The organism is Okeania sp. KiyG1, from assembly GCF_014132355.1.
Taxonomy (GTDB): domain Bacteria; phylum Cyanobacteriota; class Cyanobacteriia; order Cyanobacteriales; family Microcoleaceae; genus Okeania.
The window spans coordinates 55,803-76,624 of record NZ_BLZO01000072.1 but is presented as its reverse complement, the minus strand read 5'-3'; the positions used below and the strand labels follow the sequence as shown (position 1 = coordinate 76,624).

General features: G+C 35.6%; 14 protein-coding genes. 8 read left to right on the top strand and 6 right to left on the bottom strand.

Translation table 11 applies throughout. The features are described 5' to 3' along the window. Positions 1–205 precede the first annotated feature (205 nt). Positions 206–523, top strand: coding sequence for a Uma2 family endonuclease (locus SAGCYANO_RS15830; protein WP_202220964.1), 318 nt, complete (start codon positions 206–208; stop codon positions 521–523). Positions 524–1,683: 1,160 nt separating this feature from the next. Here SAGCYANO_RS15830 and SAGCYANO_RS15825 read toward each other — a convergent pair. From SAGCYANO_RS15825 to SAGCYANO_RS15815, 3 genes are all read right to left on the bottom strand, one after another. Beyond that, positions 1,684–3,423: a reverse transcriptase domain-containing protein gene (locus SAGCYANO_RS15825; RefSeq protein ID WP_237396209.1), complete on the bottom strand. Its 1,740-nt coding sequence runs from the start codon at positions 3,421–3,423 to the stop codon at positions 1,684–1,686. Between the two features lie 550 nt (positions 3,424–3,973). Continuing rightward, positions 3,974–4,360 (bottom strand): hypothetical protein, encoded by a 387-nt coding sequence (locus SAGCYANO_RS15820; RefSeq protein ID WP_375339945.1) that lies wholly within the window; start codon positions 4,358–4,360, stop codon positions 3,974–3,976. Between the two features lie 162 nt (positions 4,361–4,522). After that, positions 4,523–6,562, bottom strand: coding sequence for a DNA polymerase III subunit gamma/tau (locus SAGCYANO_RS15815; RefSeq protein ID WP_202220962.1), 2,040 nt, complete (start codon positions 6,560–6,562; stop codon positions 4,523–4,525). A 1,524-nt stretch (positions 6,563–8,086) separates the two neighbouring features. Here SAGCYANO_RS15815 and SAGCYANO_RS15810 point away from each other — a divergent pair. Next, positions 8,087–8,986 (top strand): hypothetical protein, encoded by a 900-nt coding sequence (locus SAGCYANO_RS15810; RefSeq protein ID WP_202220961.1) that lies wholly within the window; start codon positions 8,087–8,089, stop codon positions 8,984–8,986. A 419-nt stretch (positions 8,987–9,405) separates the two neighbouring features. Here the strand turns inward: SAGCYANO_RS15810 and SAGCYANO_RS15805 are convergent, their stop codons facing one another. Further along, a complete protein-coding gene (locus SAGCYANO_RS15805) occupies positions 9,406–10,143 on the bottom strand; it encodes a phycocyanobilin:ferredoxin oxidoreductase (protein WP_202220960.1) in 738 nt (245 codons plus the stop codon). 1,170 nt (positions 10,144–11,313) lie between these two features. Here SAGCYANO_RS15805 and SAGCYANO_RS15800 point away from each other — a divergent pair. From SAGCYANO_RS15800 to SAGCYANO_RS15780, 5 genes are all read left to right on the top strand, one after another. Then, on the top strand, positions 11,314–11,451 hold the full coding sequence (locus SAGCYANO_RS15800; RefSeq protein WP_202220959.1) for a hypothetical protein: 138 nt from the start codon (positions 11,314–11,316) through the stop codon (positions 11,449–11,451). A gap of 485 nt (positions 11,452–11,936) precedes the next feature. Beyond that, on the top strand, positions 11,937–12,260 hold the full coding sequence (locus tag SAGCYANO_RS15795; RefSeq protein ID WP_202220958.1) for a hypothetical protein: 324 nt from the start codon (positions 11,937–11,939) through the stop codon (positions 12,258–12,260). 18 nt (positions 12,261–12,278) lie between these two features. Further along, a complete protein-coding gene (locus SAGCYANO_RS15790) occupies positions 12,279–13,304 on the top strand; it encodes a protein kinase (RefSeq protein WP_202220957.1) in 1,026 nt (341 codons plus the stop codon). Positions 13,305–13,890: 586 nt separating this feature from the next. Further along, entirely contained in the window at positions 13,891–16,941 is a 3,051-nt protein-coding gene (sbcC, locus tag SAGCYANO_RS15785) for an exonuclease subunit SbcC (protein WP_202220956.1), read from the top strand. A gap of 257 nt (positions 16,942–17,198) precedes the next feature. After that, on the top strand, positions 17,199–17,450 hold the full coding sequence (locus SAGCYANO_RS15780) for a hypothetical protein (RefSeq protein ID WP_202220955.1): 252 nt from the start codon (positions 17,199–17,201) through the stop codon (positions 17,448–17,450). Between the two features lie 334 nt (positions 17,451–17,784). Here SAGCYANO_RS15780 and SAGCYANO_RS15775 read toward each other — a convergent pair whose 3' ends face one another. Continuing rightward, the gene (locus SAGCYANO_RS15775; RefSeq protein WP_202220954.1) at positions 17,785–18,336 is read right to left on the bottom strand and encodes a hypothetical protein; all 552 of its coding nucleotides are present in this window, start codon (positions 18,334–18,336) and stop codon (positions 17,785–17,787) included. Then, the gene (locus SAGCYANO_RS15770) at positions 18,299–18,634 is read right to left on the bottom strand and encodes a hypothetical protein (RefSeq protein ID WP_202220953.1); all 336 of its coding nucleotides are present in this window, start codon (positions 18,632–18,634) and stop codon (positions 18,299–18,301) included. Before SAGCYANO_RS15770 ends, SAGCYANO_RS15775 begins: the two co-directional genes overlap by 38 nt. A 411-nt stretch (positions 18,635–19,045) precedes the next feature. Between SAGCYANO_RS15770 and SAGCYANO_RS15765 the strand changes: the two genes are divergently transcribed. Continuing rightward, positions 19,046–20,554 carry a thioredoxin-like domain-containing protein gene (locus SAGCYANO_RS15765; protein WP_202220952.1) on the top strand — a complete coding sequence of 503 codons (1,509 nt, stop codon included), beginning with the start codon at positions 19,046–19,048 and terminating at the stop codon, positions 20,552–20,554. Positions 20,555–20,822: the final 268 nt, after the last annotated feature.

Here is a 20,822-nt window from a genome sequence, read left to right as displayed (position 1 = left end):
TACTCACAACTATAATAGCTGATAGCTAAAAGCTGATAACTGATAAAGACATCTCCAAAAATCAAAAATAAAATCAATTATCGTACAGAAATTATCAATTATTTCCCCTCCTGGGAGGGGTTAGGGTGGGTCCCCTATTCCCTATTTTCTGGAGATGTCTGATAACTAAAAGCTGATAACTGATAACTGATAACTGATAACTGAAATGACCATACCTATTAACAAAATTCAGCTTAACCCAGGTAGTCTAATTACCCTTAATGACTTAACGTGGGAGCAGTTTGAAGCATTTATGGAGGAAAAAGAAGCTAAAGGAATAAGGACACGGATTGCTTATATTCAAGGAACTTTAGCCATCATGTCTCCTCTCCCCGCTCACGAACGACCACACCGAATTATTAGCGATATTGTGAAAGTATTGCTGGACAGTCAAGAGCGAGACTGGGAAGAGTTCGGTTCGACAACCTTTAGGAAAAGAGCGAAAAAAGTCGGTCTAGAACCTGATAACTGTTTTTATATTTAAAATGCTCAAAAAATGCGTCCTCGAATGAGGATAGATATGACTGTAGATCCACCCCCTGACTTAGCTATTGAGGTAGATTTGACATCCTCTCCGGCCTAAAGGCACGGAGATTCCTACTGAGCCGTAGCTCTTCGGCGGGTTGACGCTTCTTAGGCTGCTGCTACTTTGACAGTAGTCTTATGCCTGCCTCCACGTCCGTTTAGAGTTTCCGAGTGCCCCCCGGCAACTTTTAGTACCATAGCATATATTCAATTTACTTGCAAATAAAAAGTCGCCCTAGAAGGGCGAGGCTTTAAACCCAATTTTTCGGTAACTTCCAAAACTACTCTTGATGCTTATCAAGCTTTAGAAATCCCAGAATTATGGAGCTATACTGAAGAAAAATTCACGATTAATGTTTTTACTGATGGATTATATGTGGAATCATCTATCAGTTCTACCTTTCCCGATTTACCAATTTTAGATTTAATTCCTAGTTTAGTTAAGTAAGCATTCAAGATAGGTAGCAGTAAAATGCTAAGAGAATTTAGGAAGAAAATGAGTTAGAGTCTAGTATTAGACTGACACAAATAAAACTGTGCATAGCGTTTTTTTTCTCCCTTATCACCTTGTATCCCTTGTCTTCCAAGTAAGCATCACAACCAAAAAGTAACGCACTATTTAAGGTGTGTCAGTCTAGTACCTCCTTTTGATTTTATAACTTCCCCATCTCCTTGCTTATTAACAATTGTTTTCCAGAAAACTATTCTGAAAAAAAGCCACGCACTCCTGCTAACAGATTGCCCCTTCGTAAATGTCCACCAAACAACATTAGTCTTCTGGTGATTCGCCGAAAGCCGAAAGGCCAGGCGATTAAGAGTTATCATTAAGACATGGACGGCGCTCCACCGCCCAGATTGCAAGGCTGTTTTGCCTGTTAATAGTTGTGCGTAACTTCATAATTATAACATGATTCAAAAAGAGGGGATATCTATAGATTGATAACTTTTATCTTGAGTTGGACAACATATCAAATAAGAATTATGGACTTGGCTGAGATTTCAGATATTCTAGAAATTCTAGCAACTCTTGGTAGGTTAAGTCTTCAGGCGAATATTTATAATAAGTGTCTTCAAGATAATTTTGTTCCCGTAGTCCGCTCCACCCCAAGCGAGCGACCTCTATATTTTTTGGGATAAAGCATCTAAAAAACTACAAAAATGATTCTGTACTTTCAGTAATTCTTCTTCTGTAAATTGTTGAAGTGATTGTTTCCCGTAGACTTGCCTCAAATATATTCGCCTGTCTCTATTACTCCAGTGCAACTTTCTAATATCGTCATTAATCAAAGCAATAATATCCGATTTAGTTATGAGTTGGGGAGCGAGACTGTTTTGTGTTTTTTTAGGTTTATATTTTTCTTTAATCCGAGTTACTTGCTGTTGAAATTTAGCTCCTTTTTGAGGATTGACCATAGATACAAAATTAGCAAATCCTTCAATTGAGGCAATAATATCACCACCTTGAGAATTCCTCCAATGTCGATTTTCTAAACCGTCTTTTTCCAGATTATATAGAGTAGCGCGGAAGCGTTTTAAAGTTTCTCTAGAAATATTCAACTCACTATTGACAACAATTCCAGTAACTTCTTGTCGCCGAGATTTCCGCATAATTCTAGTTTTATTTTCGTTAATTTCAAAGTCTTGCAATCTTACAATTAATCTCGTGTCTTTAAGAATATGAGAAATATTTCTGAGACTGTCTCCAGAAGCAGAAAAAGTTAGATCATCAGCATAGCGAGTATAATTAAAACCATATTTTACAGCTATTTCAGTTAATCTGCTATCTAACCTCCGACAAACAAGATTACTAATAGCAGGACTACTAGGAGAACCCTGAGGTAAATAACGTTCTTTCCAGGATAGTAGTTGATGAAGTTTTTCATCCAATTTTATTTCTTTTAACTTGGGTGCAGTACAAATCAAACCAAAGATTATTGATGCTGTTTTTGAGTATCCAAAAGATTGAAAAACTCCTTTGACTCGTTTGTAGGAAATAGAAGGAAAAAAGTCTTTTAAGTCGATATTGATAATAACTTCTTTCCCTAAGTGCAGTTGAGCATTCGTAACTATGGAACGTTCAGTACAGAACCCGTGAGCAGCATCGTGTGGTTGGATTTTTATCAAAATATTATTCAGAATCCAATTTTGTGCTTTTTTCAATAGAGGAATAGGTGTAGATATGTTTCGTTCTCCACCAGTTTTTTTTGGTATTTTAAAATGAGTATAGTGGTATTTTTTTTGCGAATAAGCTAACCAACGTAATCCTGCAATACTAATTCCTATAGCAGCAGCAATCTCTTCATGGGAATTACATAATGGTAAGTTATTTTCCCTTAATCTCTTCTCATCAAACTTAGCATTTATTGCACGTTTTTTTTGAATATAACAAGCACGTTCTAGTTTTTTAAAGAGCCATGTTTCGAGTCTGTCTAACTCTTCTCCTGCATAAGCAATTCCATCTAATATATCAACTTCATATTCCCAAGAGGGAGGAAACTCTTCGGGAAACATTTCTGACAATTCATCATAATCACTGTACCAATTCTCGTCATAAAAAATAAAATCAAAATCATCCTCTCTAGGGGGAGATTTGTGTCGATAATCACAACCAATTAACTTCAGCATTTTTTGAGACATAGCAGTGTATTCTCGGTCTCCCAAAAGTGAGGCAGCTTGTACTAAGTCTTCTCTAGCACCTTTGTCATCTCTTTGTCGCCGCCGAACTAAAGCTCGATAATGGTATGCTTTAGCATAGTTAGGATTAAAACTAATAATTTGGTTAAAGCATTCAATAGCTTGTTCGTAGCTTTTTTCCCAGTAATATTCAATACCATTCTTAAGAATTTCATCTAAGTCCATATCAAAAAAAGGTGTGTCATTCCACTATAAGTCCAGTAGGGTGCGTTACGCTTCGCTAACGCACCGCCATCCAAATAAAGTTTAGTCAGTTCCGCAGTTAAAATGGTGCGTTACGACGGATTGCTAATCCTTTTCCTAGTCTTAATTTAAGCCGTCTAACGCACTCTACAAGTTGGCTATTTAACCCAGAAAAATAAGGTTAAAATTCGACATCATCATTAAACTCAAACTCTTCATTTTCCTCTGGTTCATCTATAACAACATTACTATTTTAAAACTCAACAATCTGAGAATCAATAGATAAATTAGGAGACTCAGATATCGTAGATATATTGGTTTTATCCACTGATTTAAGAGACTCTATATCTATTATTTCTCCCTGAAAAAAATCAACTATTCGCTGAGTGGCAACTTCTACAGTCTGTCTTTCTTTTTCCGTATATTTTTCTTTTTCAACCTGATCATCCCAATTTTGTTGAGTTCAAGAAATTTTAGATTCATCTTTGTTTCCTTTTTCTGAGTTTATTGTATTAGCTGGAAGTGTTTTTTTTTATGGCTCATTTTCTACAATTTCATCCTCATAATTAGAGGTTTCTTGATGTTTTTCATAGTTAGTTATATTTCTTTCTCTTTTACTATTATTGGGATAAATATTTTCACTAACACTTTGATTTTTTCCCTTGGTATTCGTTACTTCTACTTTAACTTTTACCGCAGTCTTAAAAACCTTCTCAAACCCAGCTTCAATACTAGCAACTTTAGACATTACCATTTTTTGCCATTTATCAGAACTAACAGCAATACGCGCTACTTGATTATTAAACCCTAATAATCTAACTTGGGGCTGAGGTTGAAGTAGTAACTGTTGGGTACTCAATTTCACTTCAGCAAGTACCCTTTGCCAAATTTCTTGTAAATTATGTTGTTCAGGATTAATATTAACCCCTTCAGAACTAACTAAATTTTCCTCACTTTTTGATGCACTACCGAATTTCTTTTGCCTCCGATATTTTTGATTCTGGAGGTAGAGAAATAGGTGGTTGTAATTTTGCTTCAGGTGCAGTGCTACAAGTTTGCTATTTAACCCCGCAAAATTAGGTTAAAAATCAACATCATCATTCAACTCAATCTCTTCATTTTCCTCTGGTTCATCTATAACAACATTACTATTTTCAAACTCAACAATCTGAGAATCAATAGATAAATTAGGAGACTCAGATATCGTAGATATATTGGTTTTATCCACTGATTTAAGAGACTCTATATCTATTATTTCTCCCTGAAAAAAATCAACTATTCGCTGAGTGGCGATCTCCACAGTCTGTCTTTCTCTTTCAGAATATTTTTCCTGCTCCACCACATTATTTAACTGTGATTTAGACCGGGAAACCTCTGGGATAATTTTGTTTTCTATCTGAGAATTTATTGGATTAGATGGCGGATAAATTTCTGGTTCATCCTCTGAAGTTTCATCATCAGAATTAGAAGTTTCCGGTTCTCTATCAGGTTGAGTTTCTTGATTGTATTTTCTGGTCGTATTGGGATAATTTGTATTTCTAGTTCGAGGATGATTATTCTGATTAGAATTAGCTACCTCTATTTTTACCTTTATTTGCATATCAAAAACTTTTTCAAAAGCATCCTCAATTTCAGATGCTTTCTCAGATACCCTTTTTAACCAATTTTGAAAGCGAATACCGATATAAGCTACTTGACCATTAAAACTTAGTAATTTTGCATTTTGTTGGAACAACTGTTGAGTACCAATTTTTTTTATCTGAGCAAGTACCCGTTGCCAAATTTCTTCTAAATTCTGTTCTTCAGGATTAACATTAACCCCTTCAGAACTAACTAAATTTTCCTCATTTTTTGATGCAGCAGGAATTTCTTGTACCTCCGAGATTTTTCTTTCAGGAGGTTGAGAAATAGGTGCTTGTGATTTTACTTCAGGCGCAGTTTTTGGAGTGGCTTTAACTGGAATATTTTTACTTATTTCTTTGGTTACTTGTCTTTCAGGTACCTGTTCAACTATTACCCTCGAACTTGCCAATGCAGCAGGCAATAATCCCAATAAAGTTACCTCCAACCATAAACGAGGTTGAGTAGTATTTTTAATTTGTACCTCAGAAGTTTGTAAATGTTTTTGACCAGCTAAAATAGTACTAATATCCCATGCTTGAGAAACTTGACAAAGTTGTTCCCAAGTAGCTTTTGTCAACGCCACCAAATTTCCATTTGTCGGTGCAGTTTTTGCTATTAATAAATCTCGGTAAAATCCTGCTAAATTTTGCAATACAATAATAGGTTCCCGACCCCGGTCCATTATTTGACGAGTACATTCCAAAACATCCGTAGAATTATCAGAGGCGATCGCTTCCAAAAGTGCCATTAAATCTCGCTCAGGCACCGCCCCTACCAAGTCCCATACTCGTTCAACTGTAATCTCACCTGCCAATAAACTCAACTGGTCTAACAAACTTTCTGCGTCTCGCAGTCCACCTTGAGCAATTTGAGCTATCATTTGGACAGCTTCAGCACTAATTTCAATCTTTTCTTCCGTAGCAATTTTTTGTAAGTGTCCGACCATCGCTTCTAGAGGAATTCTACGAAAGTCAAACCTTTGACAACGGGAAATAATAGTCGGTAAAACTCTCTGAGGGTCTGTCGTTGCCAGAATAAAGACCACTCGGTTTGGTGGCTCTTCCAAAGTTTTGAGCAGAGCATTAAAAGCTGACACAGACAACATATGGACTTCATCGACCACATATACCTTATAACGACATTGAACGGGTGCAAACTGGGACCTTTCAATCAATTCCCGAATGTTGTCCACACCAGTATTGCTAGCAGCATCAATTTCTATTACATCCAGAGTTGACCCTTTTGTAATACCTGTACAAACATCACAAGTACCACAAGGAGTGGAGGTAGGGCGATCGTGGGAGAGACAGTTGAGAGATTTGGCAAAAATTCTGGCGCTGGAAGTTTTCCCTGTACCTCTCGGTCCTGTGAATAGATATGCTGGAGCTATTCGTTCAGTATGGATAGCATTTGTGAGGGTTTGGGCGATCGCTTCCTGACCCACTAAGTCAGCAAAAGTCTGAGGACGATATTTGTGATGGAGAGGTTTGTAGGCCACAATTCAGAAATAAGAATGATTTCGTATATTCCAATTTGATGAAAGTAATAAGCAATACTAATTTATTGCTTTTTCTGTATTTATACTTAAGAATTTGATGATATTTTAGTTAGGGCTTACCGATCTAATATCAAAGCATTGATAGATAAAGGTTTCAGCTGTTTTAGATTTAAAAAAGTGCGCCTGTTTTCGGTTGCTCAAGGTCAAAAAGGAGCGTATTTTAGGCGAATAGTTGGGCAGAAAATCATTCTTACAAAACTTAGCTCCTACCTCCTCGCTCGTTCCCATTTCTCCTGTCTCCTGTCTTCCCCTCCACCGGAGGGGGAGGGGCGAGGGGTGGGTTGTCTCCTGTCTCCTACCCTCACCCATAAGACTTTTTCAGCAAACCCTAATTATATTGTCTATGAAAATTTATTCCTTTACAAAGGTTTTAACAATTTATGTATTTTCCCTAATTTATATGAAGTATAATATTTACTATTATAGAGTAGTAGCTCAAAAATTCTAAATATCTTACTTAATTTTTGTGAATAAATTAAATGTATGTCTAATTTCTAATACCAAATTCAAAAAGATAGTTATAGTCTTAATCTCTAGATATCCACCGGCAAATTAAACCACTCTAGTAATAATTTCATGAAACTGGCATAACATAATTCCTAACTGATAAGCTAATTTTGATAAAAATAGTTTGAATAGCCTTTATTTTGTGAGTAATTTTGACAAAATCTAACTTAATTTAGATTCGGCTATAAATTTCTATGAGGCTGGAAAATTGGCTAGCTGGTGTAGGATTTATCTTTGATTGCTTAGACAATCAATCTTTAATTTACAGAATTATAGTAAGCATTTCCTGCGGAATGCTGCGCAAACAGCTATTAGCTCTCATGAGTGGGTTTAAATGAATATATAGCAATCCTAAATAGGTTGCGGGTAATCAAAAAGTAGATAAAAAAACTTAAACTCTTACCTGTTCCCTGTTCCCTGTTCCCTAAAAAGCAGTAAGATTTTTGACACGAATAAAATAGGATTGCTATAGACTTTTTAGCATACTTTGATAATAAATATAAATTATTATACCTCAATTAGTAAAGCTTTTATCTCAAACTAAAAGTAATAGCTGTTTGCGTAGCATCCCGCAGGGAAGTGCTGATAACGCAGTTCCTCCGACAGGAGGCTAGCTGACTGCTGAATGCTTACGCATTATAGAACAAAAACTCTAGATTTTATATAATATTTTGTGCATAAGATAAGTCAAAAACGAGTGTATAAATCTGAGGTATTCTCAGAATTTAAGACACCCTCAAAGCAAATAAAAGCAAGATAAATTTATGGTTTATGTTCTGTAACTTCTGGGAAATTAAAATTATTAAGATGCTGACTGTAGATTTACCAGTCAGTGATTTTCAACCAATCTATAATTTTCCTGCCAATCAATAGCCTCAATTATTTTATACAACTATAACTATCAGACATTTATACGGAAATTGCTGTAAATTAATTGTCAAATTTTGTTTAAAACCTATGTTAACACCAATGACTATTGTGGAACCAAAGTTAGCCGAAGCTTCACCAGCACCAGAACTAACTTTGCCAAAATCAGAATATATTTGGATGAGTGCATCTGGAATACTATTGCTATTACTGGTTATTATGAGTATATTCCACCAAGTAAAAATGAAGCAATTTAATAAAAAACTTAATCTGGAGGAGTTTAGAAATAAAGACCTGCAAAAAAAATATAAATTAGCTGTAGCAACTATCTCAAAAATGGAAAAAAATCCTGACTTAATCCATTCGCGAGACTTTAACTTAGACTACTTAAGAATGCGGATGGCAGAGGAAGTTTTTCACTTTGCTATTGTCAATCAAATTAAAGTAAAAGTTAAACAACAAATTAGTGTTGCACTGCGTCCTACTCCATTAACAGCAGGAGAAAAAGGAAGTCCAAGTGGGCGACAAATTGATTCTATGTTTGATGTAGAATATGAGACTGGAGAAGCAGGTAAAGAAGTTAAAAAAAGAGTGTTATTTCGAGTGTCAATCAAACTGACAAAATTACCAACTCAGGCAACTTCTCAAACGATTAATCAAATTATTGATTGTTTAGAAACCTACCTTAGTCCTAGTGACGATCATGATAATTGGACTCCTACTATTCAAGGTCGAATTGTACATATTGATTGGGATCAAAAAGCAAAACCAACACCGATGTTGGTACTAGAACAATCTAATGATGGAGTTCTATTTCGTACTAACCGACCAGCAGTAAGGAATGCTAGTCCACCACCTCCTCCACCTCCATCCAAATCAACTGTAGGTAAAAGAAAGACTACTAAAAAAGTAGCAACCCAACTATCTACAAAAGAGAAAACAAAAGGTGCAATTAAAAATAATGCTAAAAATGCTAAAATTCGGAAATAATTAGGGTTTGCTGAATAAAGTATGAGTGGTAGGGGTAGGAGTCAGAAGTCAGGAGAAACAGGGAATTTAGAGGAGGTAGGAGTAATAATTGTCCCTCAATGCTATAAAATGCGATAATTGTGAGTAAAAATAAATATAGTTATCTTCTTTTTATCGTTAATTTTTGTATAATTTCAACTTTATTGATAACCGAATAATTAAGGTTTAAATCCTCTCCTTTTAAGGAGAAACAAAAAAAATTCCTTTGAATCAATCCTCTTCTTTTCAAGGAGAGGTAATTATTAATTATTAATTATTAATTGTTGAAGCTTCATCAGCAGCATAAATCAAAAACCAACTCGTTCTTTAATGCGGGATAATTTTAATAGTTTTGTGGAATGGTCATCTGGCCCGTTCCCTAAGAACTTTATTCTAACTAATTAATCAGGACTATCAAATAATACAGTTGTCAAATAATAATCTGTCCATTCAGGCCCAAAAGCTTTTTCCAAGACTCGGCGGGTTTTGTCGTTTTGTCTCTGCTGACTAGAGTAATGGCGTTGAGCTTTAAGAATCTCAAGTTGTTGTTCTGGGGTAACAGGTGTTTGGGCGATCGCTTGTTGACAATGTATTTCTAGGTAAGATTCCACTATATCTAGAAATTTTTGCTCTTCGTTTAAATCATTAGGTCTTATGAATAGACAAAATTCTGAAAATATTTCGCCCCATTCTGGGAGTTGGCGAGGAGAAGAAAATTCTTTTATTGGTAAGCTTTTAAGTTGGTAATTATACACTTGTGGCAGTTTTCTATCTTGATTTAGGGGTGATAGATCCACTACTGCTGCACTTATTTGCTCTCTTCCTCCCACTAAGTCTGTGCCAAATATGGGTAAGGCATAACTTGTTCTAGGAAACATTACGCAGTGCAATATATCTAAGCTTTGTCCTACTTTGGCCAGTTCCAGATGTAGCTTGCGGAACTGGGGGGTTTGATAGCATTTATTTTCTATTGTTAGTTTTTCCCCTTCGAGGCGGCCTTCTACATACCCTAGTTCTGCGGGTAAGTAATATGGTTGTAAGTCCAGGTAACGTTGCCAAACTTCTTCTATGGTATCTGCTAGTTGGCGTACTAAGGGGTGTTGTTGTTCTCGTAGTGATGGAATTGATGTTTTTAACATTATAGTTATAGGCCAGTTAGTGTAATTTTACTATATTAGCTTTTTTAGATTTTAGATACTTACTTAATTAGTAGTTTGTATATTAATTAGAATCCCACAATTCTGCATCATTGTCTCAATAAAAATCAGAAATTGAAAGGAGAAATTATTATAAATAGAAAGTGAAGTCATTTCAGTTATCAGTTATCAGTTATCAGTACCTCCCCTTGTAGAGCGGTAGCTCGCGACGCAGCCAAGGGGAGGCTTCAGACCTTATTTTTTGGTGAAAGTTGATTGTGAACTTGGGAAGTATTTTCTTGTTTTCTGAATACTGCGATCGCGCCTCTAGCATATAACGGCGTTCAAAGTTATTAATTTTTCAATTCTTAATATGATTGATTGTCACTTTCCTAAATACTAAATTATCTCCTAATCAGAGTTTGACTTAGATTTTAATTATATAGTAAATATGACTAAAATTTAACCTATATTTACAATCTCAAAGGTATTGAAAAGCTATTCAGTGAAGTTTCGTTAAATTAACTTGCATAGTTAATTAATAGTGCTAAATTAGAAACATGAAGAAGCAAAGAGGCTTCTTTAGCAGATGTCAAAAGTTGAAATAATAACTTAGGAGGCAACAAAAAACTGTTTAACCTGCTCATCATCTGTTCGTTTAGACTCCAACAGCAACCAACGGTGGTTGATATTTCCTCAAATATTTGTAGGGGAGCAATGAATTCAAACTTTTGAAAATTCTAACTCTATTTAATATTGAATAATGTAGAGGAAATTACTCAGCCAAGGAGGTAAAAAAAAGCTGTTTAACTTTAACTTAATCTCAATACAGAGTCGGAATAACACCCATCTAGAAAGCGAATACTTCCTAAAAATTTGGGATTAGTACAGTGAATTGAAGACTGTACATCCAAGACCTAAAGAGGAAAAAAGGAAGTAATGAAGTGAGTATAGGTGGGTGTTATTGTCTGAAAAGATTGACTTAAAAAAATAAAGTAAAGTTTCGTTAAATTGTCTTGTAATTATTAGTAAAAGTGTTAGATTAGTAATTGAAGCAAGTAATTGCATTAACAACCTTATATTCTTTGCTCAAAGAGTTAGAACTTAATACTTAGTGTTAAGGTTTTGACTGAGAAACAGGTTGTTGTCAACCTTAATTGTTAATTTAAGTAGTTGACATTAAAAATAAGGAGGAAACAAAATACTGTTAAATCTAGTTATCTGTCTGATTCAACAACAGCAACTTCTTTGGCAGAAGCTGGTATTTCCTCAAGTTGTAACAGTAAGGAAGTAAAGATTGCTCAAGTTTAGATTTGAGTTAAACTTCATTTCAAATTCATTAAAACAGAGGAAATAATTTCAGGAACTCAGGAGGTTATAAAGCTGTTAAATCTACGAAAATCTGTCTCCTTAAATAATCAAAAACAACGCCAAAATAGAAAACTAATACTTCCTTAAATGGTAAAAGGGGAGCGATGTAACTAAGATTTCTTTTATGACTTAGTGCAACTCCAGAAATAATCCATAAATTGAAGGAAGTCACTGAGTGAGTAAGACTGAGGCGTTGTTTTTGTTGTGGGGAAAAAAAGTTAAGTAGCTATTAAGAAAAAGCAATAGCAGTGAGGGAGCAAGATGCTCCCACTACCGTGTCTGGTAACAAAAATAACTATAATGCAGCACCACCGAAAAAAAATCCTGATATGTAGGGGCGAATGGCATTCGCCCTCCCTATATGTAGAGTCTCTGCGTAAGTCCTGACTATATAATAACATTTGTACGTTTTAGTCAGTGTAATTATGAGCAAAAGTAAAAGTAAACCTAAACCTTGGGATGAAAATTGGGAAAAACTTGAAGATATTGGTAGTGGTGGTCAAGGCAAAACTTCTTTAGTCAAATCTAAAAATGATTCATCTCTTCCTGGCAAATATGTACTAAAAATACTTCATAAGCAAAAGGATGATGAAAGACGTGCAAGAATGTACAGAGAGGTAACTAATATCAGAACTTTGAAAAATCCCGGAATACCTAAATTAATTGATTCTAATTACGAGTTTTTTGAAGACTTAAATATTCCTCTCTACATGGTGACTGAATTGATAGAAGGAAGTACATTAGAATAGTTTGTAGCAGAAGGTGTAATGAATGTTTTTGATGCTGTACATTTTACACTCAAATTATTAGATATTCTTGAATATTGTCATCAAAGAGATATAGTTCATCGAGATATTAAGCCCGATAATATTATTATTAGAAACAATGATATTACTACACCTGTATTAATAGATTTTGGTCTTTCTTTTAACAAAGAAGATGATACAAGTTTAACACCTACAGGACAGGATATAGGAAATAGATTTCTTGTGCTTCCAGAGCATAAACGAGAAAGTGGTTTACAAAGAGACGAACGGTCTGACATAACACAAGTTTGTGGCATTTTATTTTTTGTTATAACAGGAAAAGAACCTCGCCATCATTTAGATGAAAGAGGAAATAAACCACATCAGAATCAGAGGCAAGAAATTCAACAAAATTTATCAATTTTACCCCAACACATACTATCTAAAATCAATAGAGTTTTTGATAGAGCTTTTGAATATAGAATAGATACTCGTTGGCAGTCTATTCCTGCACTTAGAAATACTTTAATAAATATTGTAGAATCAGAAAATCAAGACCCTAATCAAACTGAAGTTTTATTAGAACAGATTAGATACAAAGTATCAAGTAATGTAGAAAAGAAGTTATTTCAAGATATTTCTCATAAAATTATTAGTGAAGTTTTTAAGATTGTTGAGCGTATAGTCCCAGAGATTAGTTCTGATTTTTATGTTGCAGATAAAGGAAGAGCAGATACATCACGCATATACCACGACTGGGAAAATTTCAGATTTAGATATACATCTGTAGGTCTGTTTTATGGAGGGGGTATTAACGTATCTTATGATTTTTTAAATGAATTCTTTTCTCCCGCATTTGAAGGGTACTTAACAGGAAATGAAGTAATTTTACTAGGAATTATCAATCCTTCTGATAAAATTACAGGAAGTTCTGATGAAGAAAAAATTGAATTACTACGAATTCCTCTAAGTAGTGAACCTGATTTTACTGGTTTTGATGAACGTCTCAAAGATTTCTATGTAGAAGGGATTCATCGTGTCATGTGAATTACTACAAAAATTAGTCAATTTTATAAATCAACTTTTAGCGATTTGTTAATAATTAGCACCCTGGTTAGCATCAATTATTCTGATGTTTACTTCTCCCCCACTCCCCTACTCCCTCACTCCCCCACTCCCCTACTCAAGATACGGGATAAATTTATAAATCAGCTTTTAGCGATCGCCACCGCTAGAAAATTTATATATAGCGTTAACAAGAAATTAATCACACCAAATATAGAAAAAATTAGATTAAGTCTACCATAGGAAACTCAAGAATTTATATTTGTAGATAGAAACCTAAGCACAATAGTTATTTTTTTGTGCTAATGTAAAATGTGAAAAATTTAACCAAACTAATATATTTGTTGTATACAAAATAACCTAGAAAAGAAAGCAAAAACTAGGTAAATTAACATCAACCAAATTAGTTAAAACAAAACTCAGTGAAACATTATTTTAGTCAGGACTTACGCACGAACACTAAATCAAGTGAGGGCGAATGCCATTCGCCCCTACAGATGGTGTTTTCAAGGTGAATTTGTGTAAGTCCTGTTTAATAAATCTTGACAACTAAAAGTGCGATAACAAAATGATTCCTCAAAAATTGAAACTAAAAAATTTCCTCAGCTATCAGGAAGCAACTCTAGATTTTACGGGTCTGCATACTGCTTGTATTTGCGGACCAAATGGTGCAGGAAAATCTTCTCTATTAGAAGCGATCGCCTGGTCAGTGTGGGGAAATAGTCGTGCCGCTACTGAAGATGATATTATCAGTCTGGGAGAAAAGGAAGTACGAGTAGACTTCACCTTTAGCAGCAACGGTAACGTCTACCGTGTAATTCGTGGTCGTCGTCGGGGTAGTTCAGCTACTCTAGAATTTCAAATTAGCACTGGTTCCCGGTTTAAAAGTCTTACTCAAAAAGGCGTCCGTGCAACCCAACAAACTATTATCCAACATCTCAAACTCGACTATGAAACATTCGTGAACTCAGCATATCTGCGTCAAGGTAGAGCAGATGAATTTATGCTCAAACGTCCTAATGAACGGAAAGAAATTCTCGCCAACCTCCTCAAACTTGACCAATATGACACCCTGGGAGAAAAAGCTAAAGATACTGCTCGACAATTTAAAGCTAAAGTGGAATTACTCGAACAGACCTTAGAAGTAAACCAAAAGCAACTCGAACAAAAAGAAGCGATCGCTAAACAACAGACTCATCTCCAAACTACCCTTACTCAACTCCAGCAACAACAAGAATGTGATAAAGAACGACTAAAACAACTGCAAACTCAACAAAACCATCGTCTAACCTGGGAAAAACTACTGCACGGACAACAACAACAATATGACAAACTGGTGCAAGAATGTTATCGCCTCCAACAGGAACTCAAAACTACCCAACAACAACAAGACGAACTATTAGCAGTTTTAGAACAGGAAGATGAAATTAAAGCTGGATATGCTCATTTCCAAAACTTGCAAACTACCGAAGAGAGTTTATCTGCAAAATTTAGAACCCATCAAAATGCTCTGAACCAGCGTCAACAACTCCAGGAAAAACAACGTCAACAACTCCAAGAAGTACAAAACAAAATTCAGCAACATCAAGCACAGTTAAATTCTCTAAAACAACAGGAACAAGAAAATTTGGATATTTTGAGTAAGCGTGCTGATATTGAAACTGCTCTGACACAACTGCAAACTGCCAGAACAAAATTAAATGAACTAGATAAGTTACAGGTGGAAGTTACCCCACTACAGCAACAACGCCAAAAATTACAAACTGAACTGGAACGGGAGCAAGCACGTTTGAGCGCTCGTTTGGAAGAACTCAATTCTAGAGTGCAGCAACTCAGAAAAACTCAACTGCAAAAGCAACCTCAACTACAAGCAGCATTACAGGAAGTAGTAGAAGAAATTTCTAAATTAGATAATAAGCGAGTTTATCTGCGACGGGTACAGGAGAAGGGACAGGAAAGACATCATTTTCTCGAACGTTTAGTTCGTAATAAAAAAGACTACGAAACTAGACTGACTGAGTTAGACCAAAAGTTGAAATTATTAAATAAAGGTACCGATAATATTGAAATAGGAGTGACAGAGTACCCACCTTGTCCATTATGCGATCGCCCCCTGGATGAACATCACTGGAATTTAGTCGTGGACAAACATCAGAGTCAGCAAAAGGAAATTAGAGACTTATTATGGGTTGCACGGGAACAACTAGCTATTTCTGAGCGGGAAATTCAGGTTTTGAGAACCGAATATCGGCAAATAGAGGGAGAGTTAGAGAAATATGATGAGTTGCGGGAATGTCGAGGTAGTTTACAAGCGCAGTTAGATAATATTGGTAAAGATGAAACTTTGTTGCAAGAGTTAGTAAAGGAAGTGACACAGGTAGAGCGATCGCTACAGACGGGAGATTTTGCAGCTAATTTATATGCTGAACTTAGCATTTTAGAGGAAAAAATTAAACAGCTTAATTATGATGACCGGAGTCATAGTTTAGCTAGACAAGAAGAGAAGAAATTAAGGTGGGCAGAAATTAAGTATGGTCAGATTAAAGATGCAGAGACAAAGTTGGGGAAAATTAGGGTTCATCTGCCAGAAATTGAAGAGCAAATAGTTAGTTTAAAGCAGGAGTTGGAGCAACAAAAACAAACTTCTCATGTACAACAGCAAATTATTATGATTGAGAGAGAAATTGCTGAAATTGGATATGATTTAGAAGAACATAATTGTGTGAGGTCTGAATTGAGAAAAACACAATTTTGGTTAACTCGTGTGGAAAAATTATGTCAGGCTCAAAAACAATATCCCCAACTATTAAAACGAATTAATGAATTGAAGGAAGTTATCGAAAATCAGCAACAAGATTTAGCAGGAATTAAAAGCCAGATTTTAACTTTAAATCAACAGTTAGAACAAACTCCTGATGCCGATGAAAAGATTCTATTTTTAGATAAAAAAATTCAAGACCGTCGTCGGCAGTTAGATGAAAAGTTGGGAAGTTTAGGAAAAGTGCAACAGCAATTACAACATTTAGAGAAATTGAAAGTTCAAACCCATGAACAATTAGAGCAATTAAAAACTGCTAAAAGGCAATATCGAGTTTATCAAGAATTATCTTTAGCTTTTGGGAAAAAAGGTATTCAAGCGCTAATGATTGAAAATATTTTGCCACAATTAGAAGCTGAAACAAATCAGATTTTAGCAAGATTAAGTGGTAATCAATTACACATTCAATTTGTGACTCAAAAAGCTACAAAAGGGAGTAAAAAAAATAGCAAATGGATAGATACTTTGGATATTTTAATTGCAGACACTCAAGGAACAAGACCTTATGAAACTTATTCCGGTGGAGAAGCTTTTAGAGTTAACTTTGCTATCCGTTTAGCATTGTCAAAATTGTTGGCACAGCGTTCTGGAACTGCATTACAACTGCTAATTATTGATGAAGGATTTGGCACTCAAGATGCTGAAGGATGCGACAGATTAATTGCAGCTATTAATGCCATTTCTTCTGATTTTTCTTGTATTTTGACTGTGACTCATATTCCTCATTTTAAAGAAGCTTTTCAGGCACGAATTGAAGTTAGTAAAACCCCTCAAGGTTCTCAAATTATGTTATCTGTTTGATATTTATTAGGGAGTTGGGAGTGGGCGAATGGTTGAGTGTGTTATAGCTGACAATAATGCGCTCATTTTTTTAGGATCAGAAGGGAATTGGCTATGCTTAAGTTTACTCATAGACTGCGTTACAAGTGAGTTGGCACTAAAATACAGCTTCTCTAGTTTTAGCCTAATTAAGCGATCGTCCTTATCAGACACTTAACTTTCTACTTATATTAAAATTCTGAAGTTGATTTCAAAGAAGTACAAGGACATCTAGATATATGGAAACTTCAGGAAATGAGACTTTTGATTTATTTGATCGCTTTACACAAGAATGGGAAATTTATGAACAAGGAGGAGATGTTGCACAATCTCTTGATTCTTATGTGAAATACCTTGATGGTGCTTTCTTAAAAAGCATCTACGGTCAAATTCCCTATTGGGCAAAAAAACTAGGAGATGCAGAAATAGCGACACCGTTCCCGACCGAGCCTGCCAATCGTGAATGGTGGAGAACGGGATTTGATTATTAAGACATAATAGATTAAAAGGGAAAATGAAAATTATTTGAATAAAATAATAGACTTGTCACTTTATAACTTAAAAAATTCCCAAAAACCTTGTTCTACAAGGATTGTAGCCATTGGAAACTAAAATGCCTTAGAATTATTGCTCTGTCTAGGTTGGAGGAATTTTTTTCCTCTATTTAGTGACAAGTCTAATAGCTATAGAAAATGGTGACGCGTTAGCGCCACTATTTTAAGTGGGGAGTTCTACAATGGCATCAATAAGCATTAAGAATCACTATTGAGAACTGCACTTTCCAAGAGGTCTTCTTCATTCTTCTCGGTTTTAAAAAAAGAGAAATTATAGGCGTTTGAATTTGCGTTTTAAAGTCGCACCTGCTCCAAGAATTCCAAGGGAAACGAGACTTATGGTTGATATTGGTTCAGGTGTTGCTACAATATCAGGTGGAACTAATATAGGAAAAATAGGAACAGGAGGCATATCAACTGCTACGGCATTACCAAATACTTTGACTTGAATATCAAAATCTCGAAATTCATCTGCTTCCAGAATTGTGGAGAAAGTACAAGTAACATTACCATTTTGAGCGTCGTTAGCGTCAATATTAAGGCTTAAAGGCGCACAAGCTGCATCGGGAGTACCGAATCCATCTACACTAACTTCATAACCAGCAGAAGCATCTTCAAATGCCAAATTATTTGCTACAGCACTTAAATTATAACTAAAGCTCAAATCAAATGTTAGTGGTATATCTTCAGCTGGTGGGAATCCATCTCGGCCTGTTGGATTACCCAATCTACCAAAAAGCATTGCTTGTGAATAAGCTTCGGAGAAACCTGAAGAAGGTCCTGCATCACCAAAGGCAGCTCCCCCCTGTAATTTGTCTTTCAACTGGAGGGATAGGATCTGGACCTGAAACCGTAAATTTATTATAGTCAGCAAAAGCATCTCCAAAGAAATTTCTATCACCTCTGGGTGCAGTATTTCTTTCTGTTCCTGTACTTAAAGTAAATCCAAATTTGTTGGTTATAGCGTCAGGCATTGTAAGATTAAAATTATTAATTTCTGCTAAGAAACTTGCTGCCTTTGCCTCACCAGCTATACAGATCGAACTACTTAAGCTTAAAGTGAAGAAAATAACTTTTTTTAGTAACTGATTACAATGATTTGAGGAATTTTGAAATTCCATATTTTAAACTTTAATTCAGAATAACTTTACTTTACTAATAATCTCACAGTAATTCCACAGTGGTTGCTCATTTTTCTGCTCACTTATCTGTTCACTTTTTTATTAAATTGTTCACTTTCTGTTCATTTTTCTATTCAAAGTGTTCAGTTTAGAAAATAGAGCGACATCAAAATTAACTCAAATACAAGGTTGACTTCTGTTAAATAAATAAAAATTAAAAAATAATATCTAATATAGCTGATAATAATGCGCCCGCCGTTTTGGATTTAACAGCGAGCGTATTTTCTGATCAGTTGAAGATTGGACCCTGCAGAAATGTAGGAGTAAAAATATTACCTTAATCAAACAAGACCCTCAGACTTCGTTAAATTTAGATAAGCACCAACTTTTACTATTACCGAGCCAATATATATGTCCCGTATCAGAGCGCCTAAACTGCCCCAAAATTATCCCTGGCTAAATACAGACAAACCACTGTCCCTCGAATCTCTAAAAGGACGAGTGGTTATCCTCGACTTCTGGACTTACTGTTGCATTAATTGCCTCCACGTTCTACCAGACCTAGAATTCCTAGAACAAAAATATCCAGATAGCCTGACTATTATTGGTGTCCACTCAGCAAAATTCGAGAATGAAAAAGAATTGGAAAATGTCCGCCAAGCTATCCTCCGCTACGATATTGGACATCCTGTTTTAGTGGACAGTGGATCGAGAGTTTGGCAACAATATGCTGTTCGTGCATGGCCGACTTTCAAAATTATCGATCCAGAAGGGTATATAGTGGGGTCTGTTTCTGGTGAAGGTAAACGTGATGTCTTGGATGAAATTATTGGTAAATTGATAGAAGAACATCAAGACAAAGGTACTATTAATTTTAGTGAAGTTAGCTCAATTCTAGAAAAGCAAAAGCAACCTGTGACTACACCTTTAGCTTTTCCAGGTAAAGTTCTTGCTGATAGTGATACTAATCAATTATTTGTCGCCGACTCAGGACATCATCGTATTGTTGTTAGTACTCTTGAGGGAGAAGTTTTGCACATTATTGGTACTGGGAAAGCAGGATTAATTAATGGTTCATTTTCTGAAGCTCAATTTTTTGCTCCCCAAGGTATGACTTTTGATGCCAAGAATCAAATTCTATATGTTGCCGATACAGAAAATCATGCTTTACGCAAAATTGATTTTAGAACTCAGCAGGTGGAAACTATTGCAGGTACTGGAGAAAAAAGTTATCAAATTGCATCTCATAGTGGAGTTGCTAGAGAAACTAAACTTAATTCACCTTGGGATGTGGACAAGATAGGCGATCGCATCTTTATTGCTATGGCAGGTTCCCATCAAATTTGGCTGTTGCAACTGGATACTGGGATGATTAGCACTTATGCAGGGACTGGTGCAGAAGCTTGTGTAGATGGCTCTCTGACAGAATCTGCTTTTGCTCAACCTAGCGGTATTAGTACGGATGGCAATGAATTATTTGTGGCAGATAGTGAAATTAGCTCTATTCGAGCAGTAGGTATTAATGAGCATCCGCAAGTGCGGACTATTTGTGGTAGTGGAGGACTATTTGGCTTTGGCGACAAAGATGGCCAAGGTTCAGAAGTTTTGCTACAACACTGTTTGGGAATAGAATATACCCAAAATTATGTATGGGTTGCTGATACCTATAATCACAAAATTAAGCGGGTAGAATATCACGCAGGTTTATGCCTTACCATGTTAGGAAATGGCACCACTGGTCATCAAGATGGACAAGGTATTAATTGTCAATTTTTTGAGCCATCAGGATTAAGTGCGATCGCGCAACATTTATTTATTGCAGATACAAATAATTGTATTATCCGCAAAGTTGAGCTAGATACCTTGGAAGTCACAACCGTAAATTTTCCAGGTTTGTGCGCTCCTGATGTCTGTTTATAGCAGAAGGAAGAAGGAAGAAGGAAGAAGGAAGAAGGAAGAAGGAAGAAGGAAAAATCTTACGTTGTCTGAGTTTTAAGCTTTTAAATCTTTGTGATTCTTTTTCCTCCCGTACGTCGCCCTACCGACAGCTCCCCTAACTGATTCCTAAAGACTTAACCATGTTTAACCGGATTAGATATCATGTCTGGATAAAAGCATGACAAAAAAACTTTTTCTTCCTTATACCTTAAAACCCCCTCTTCTTCACTCCTGAGTTCTGAGTTCTGAT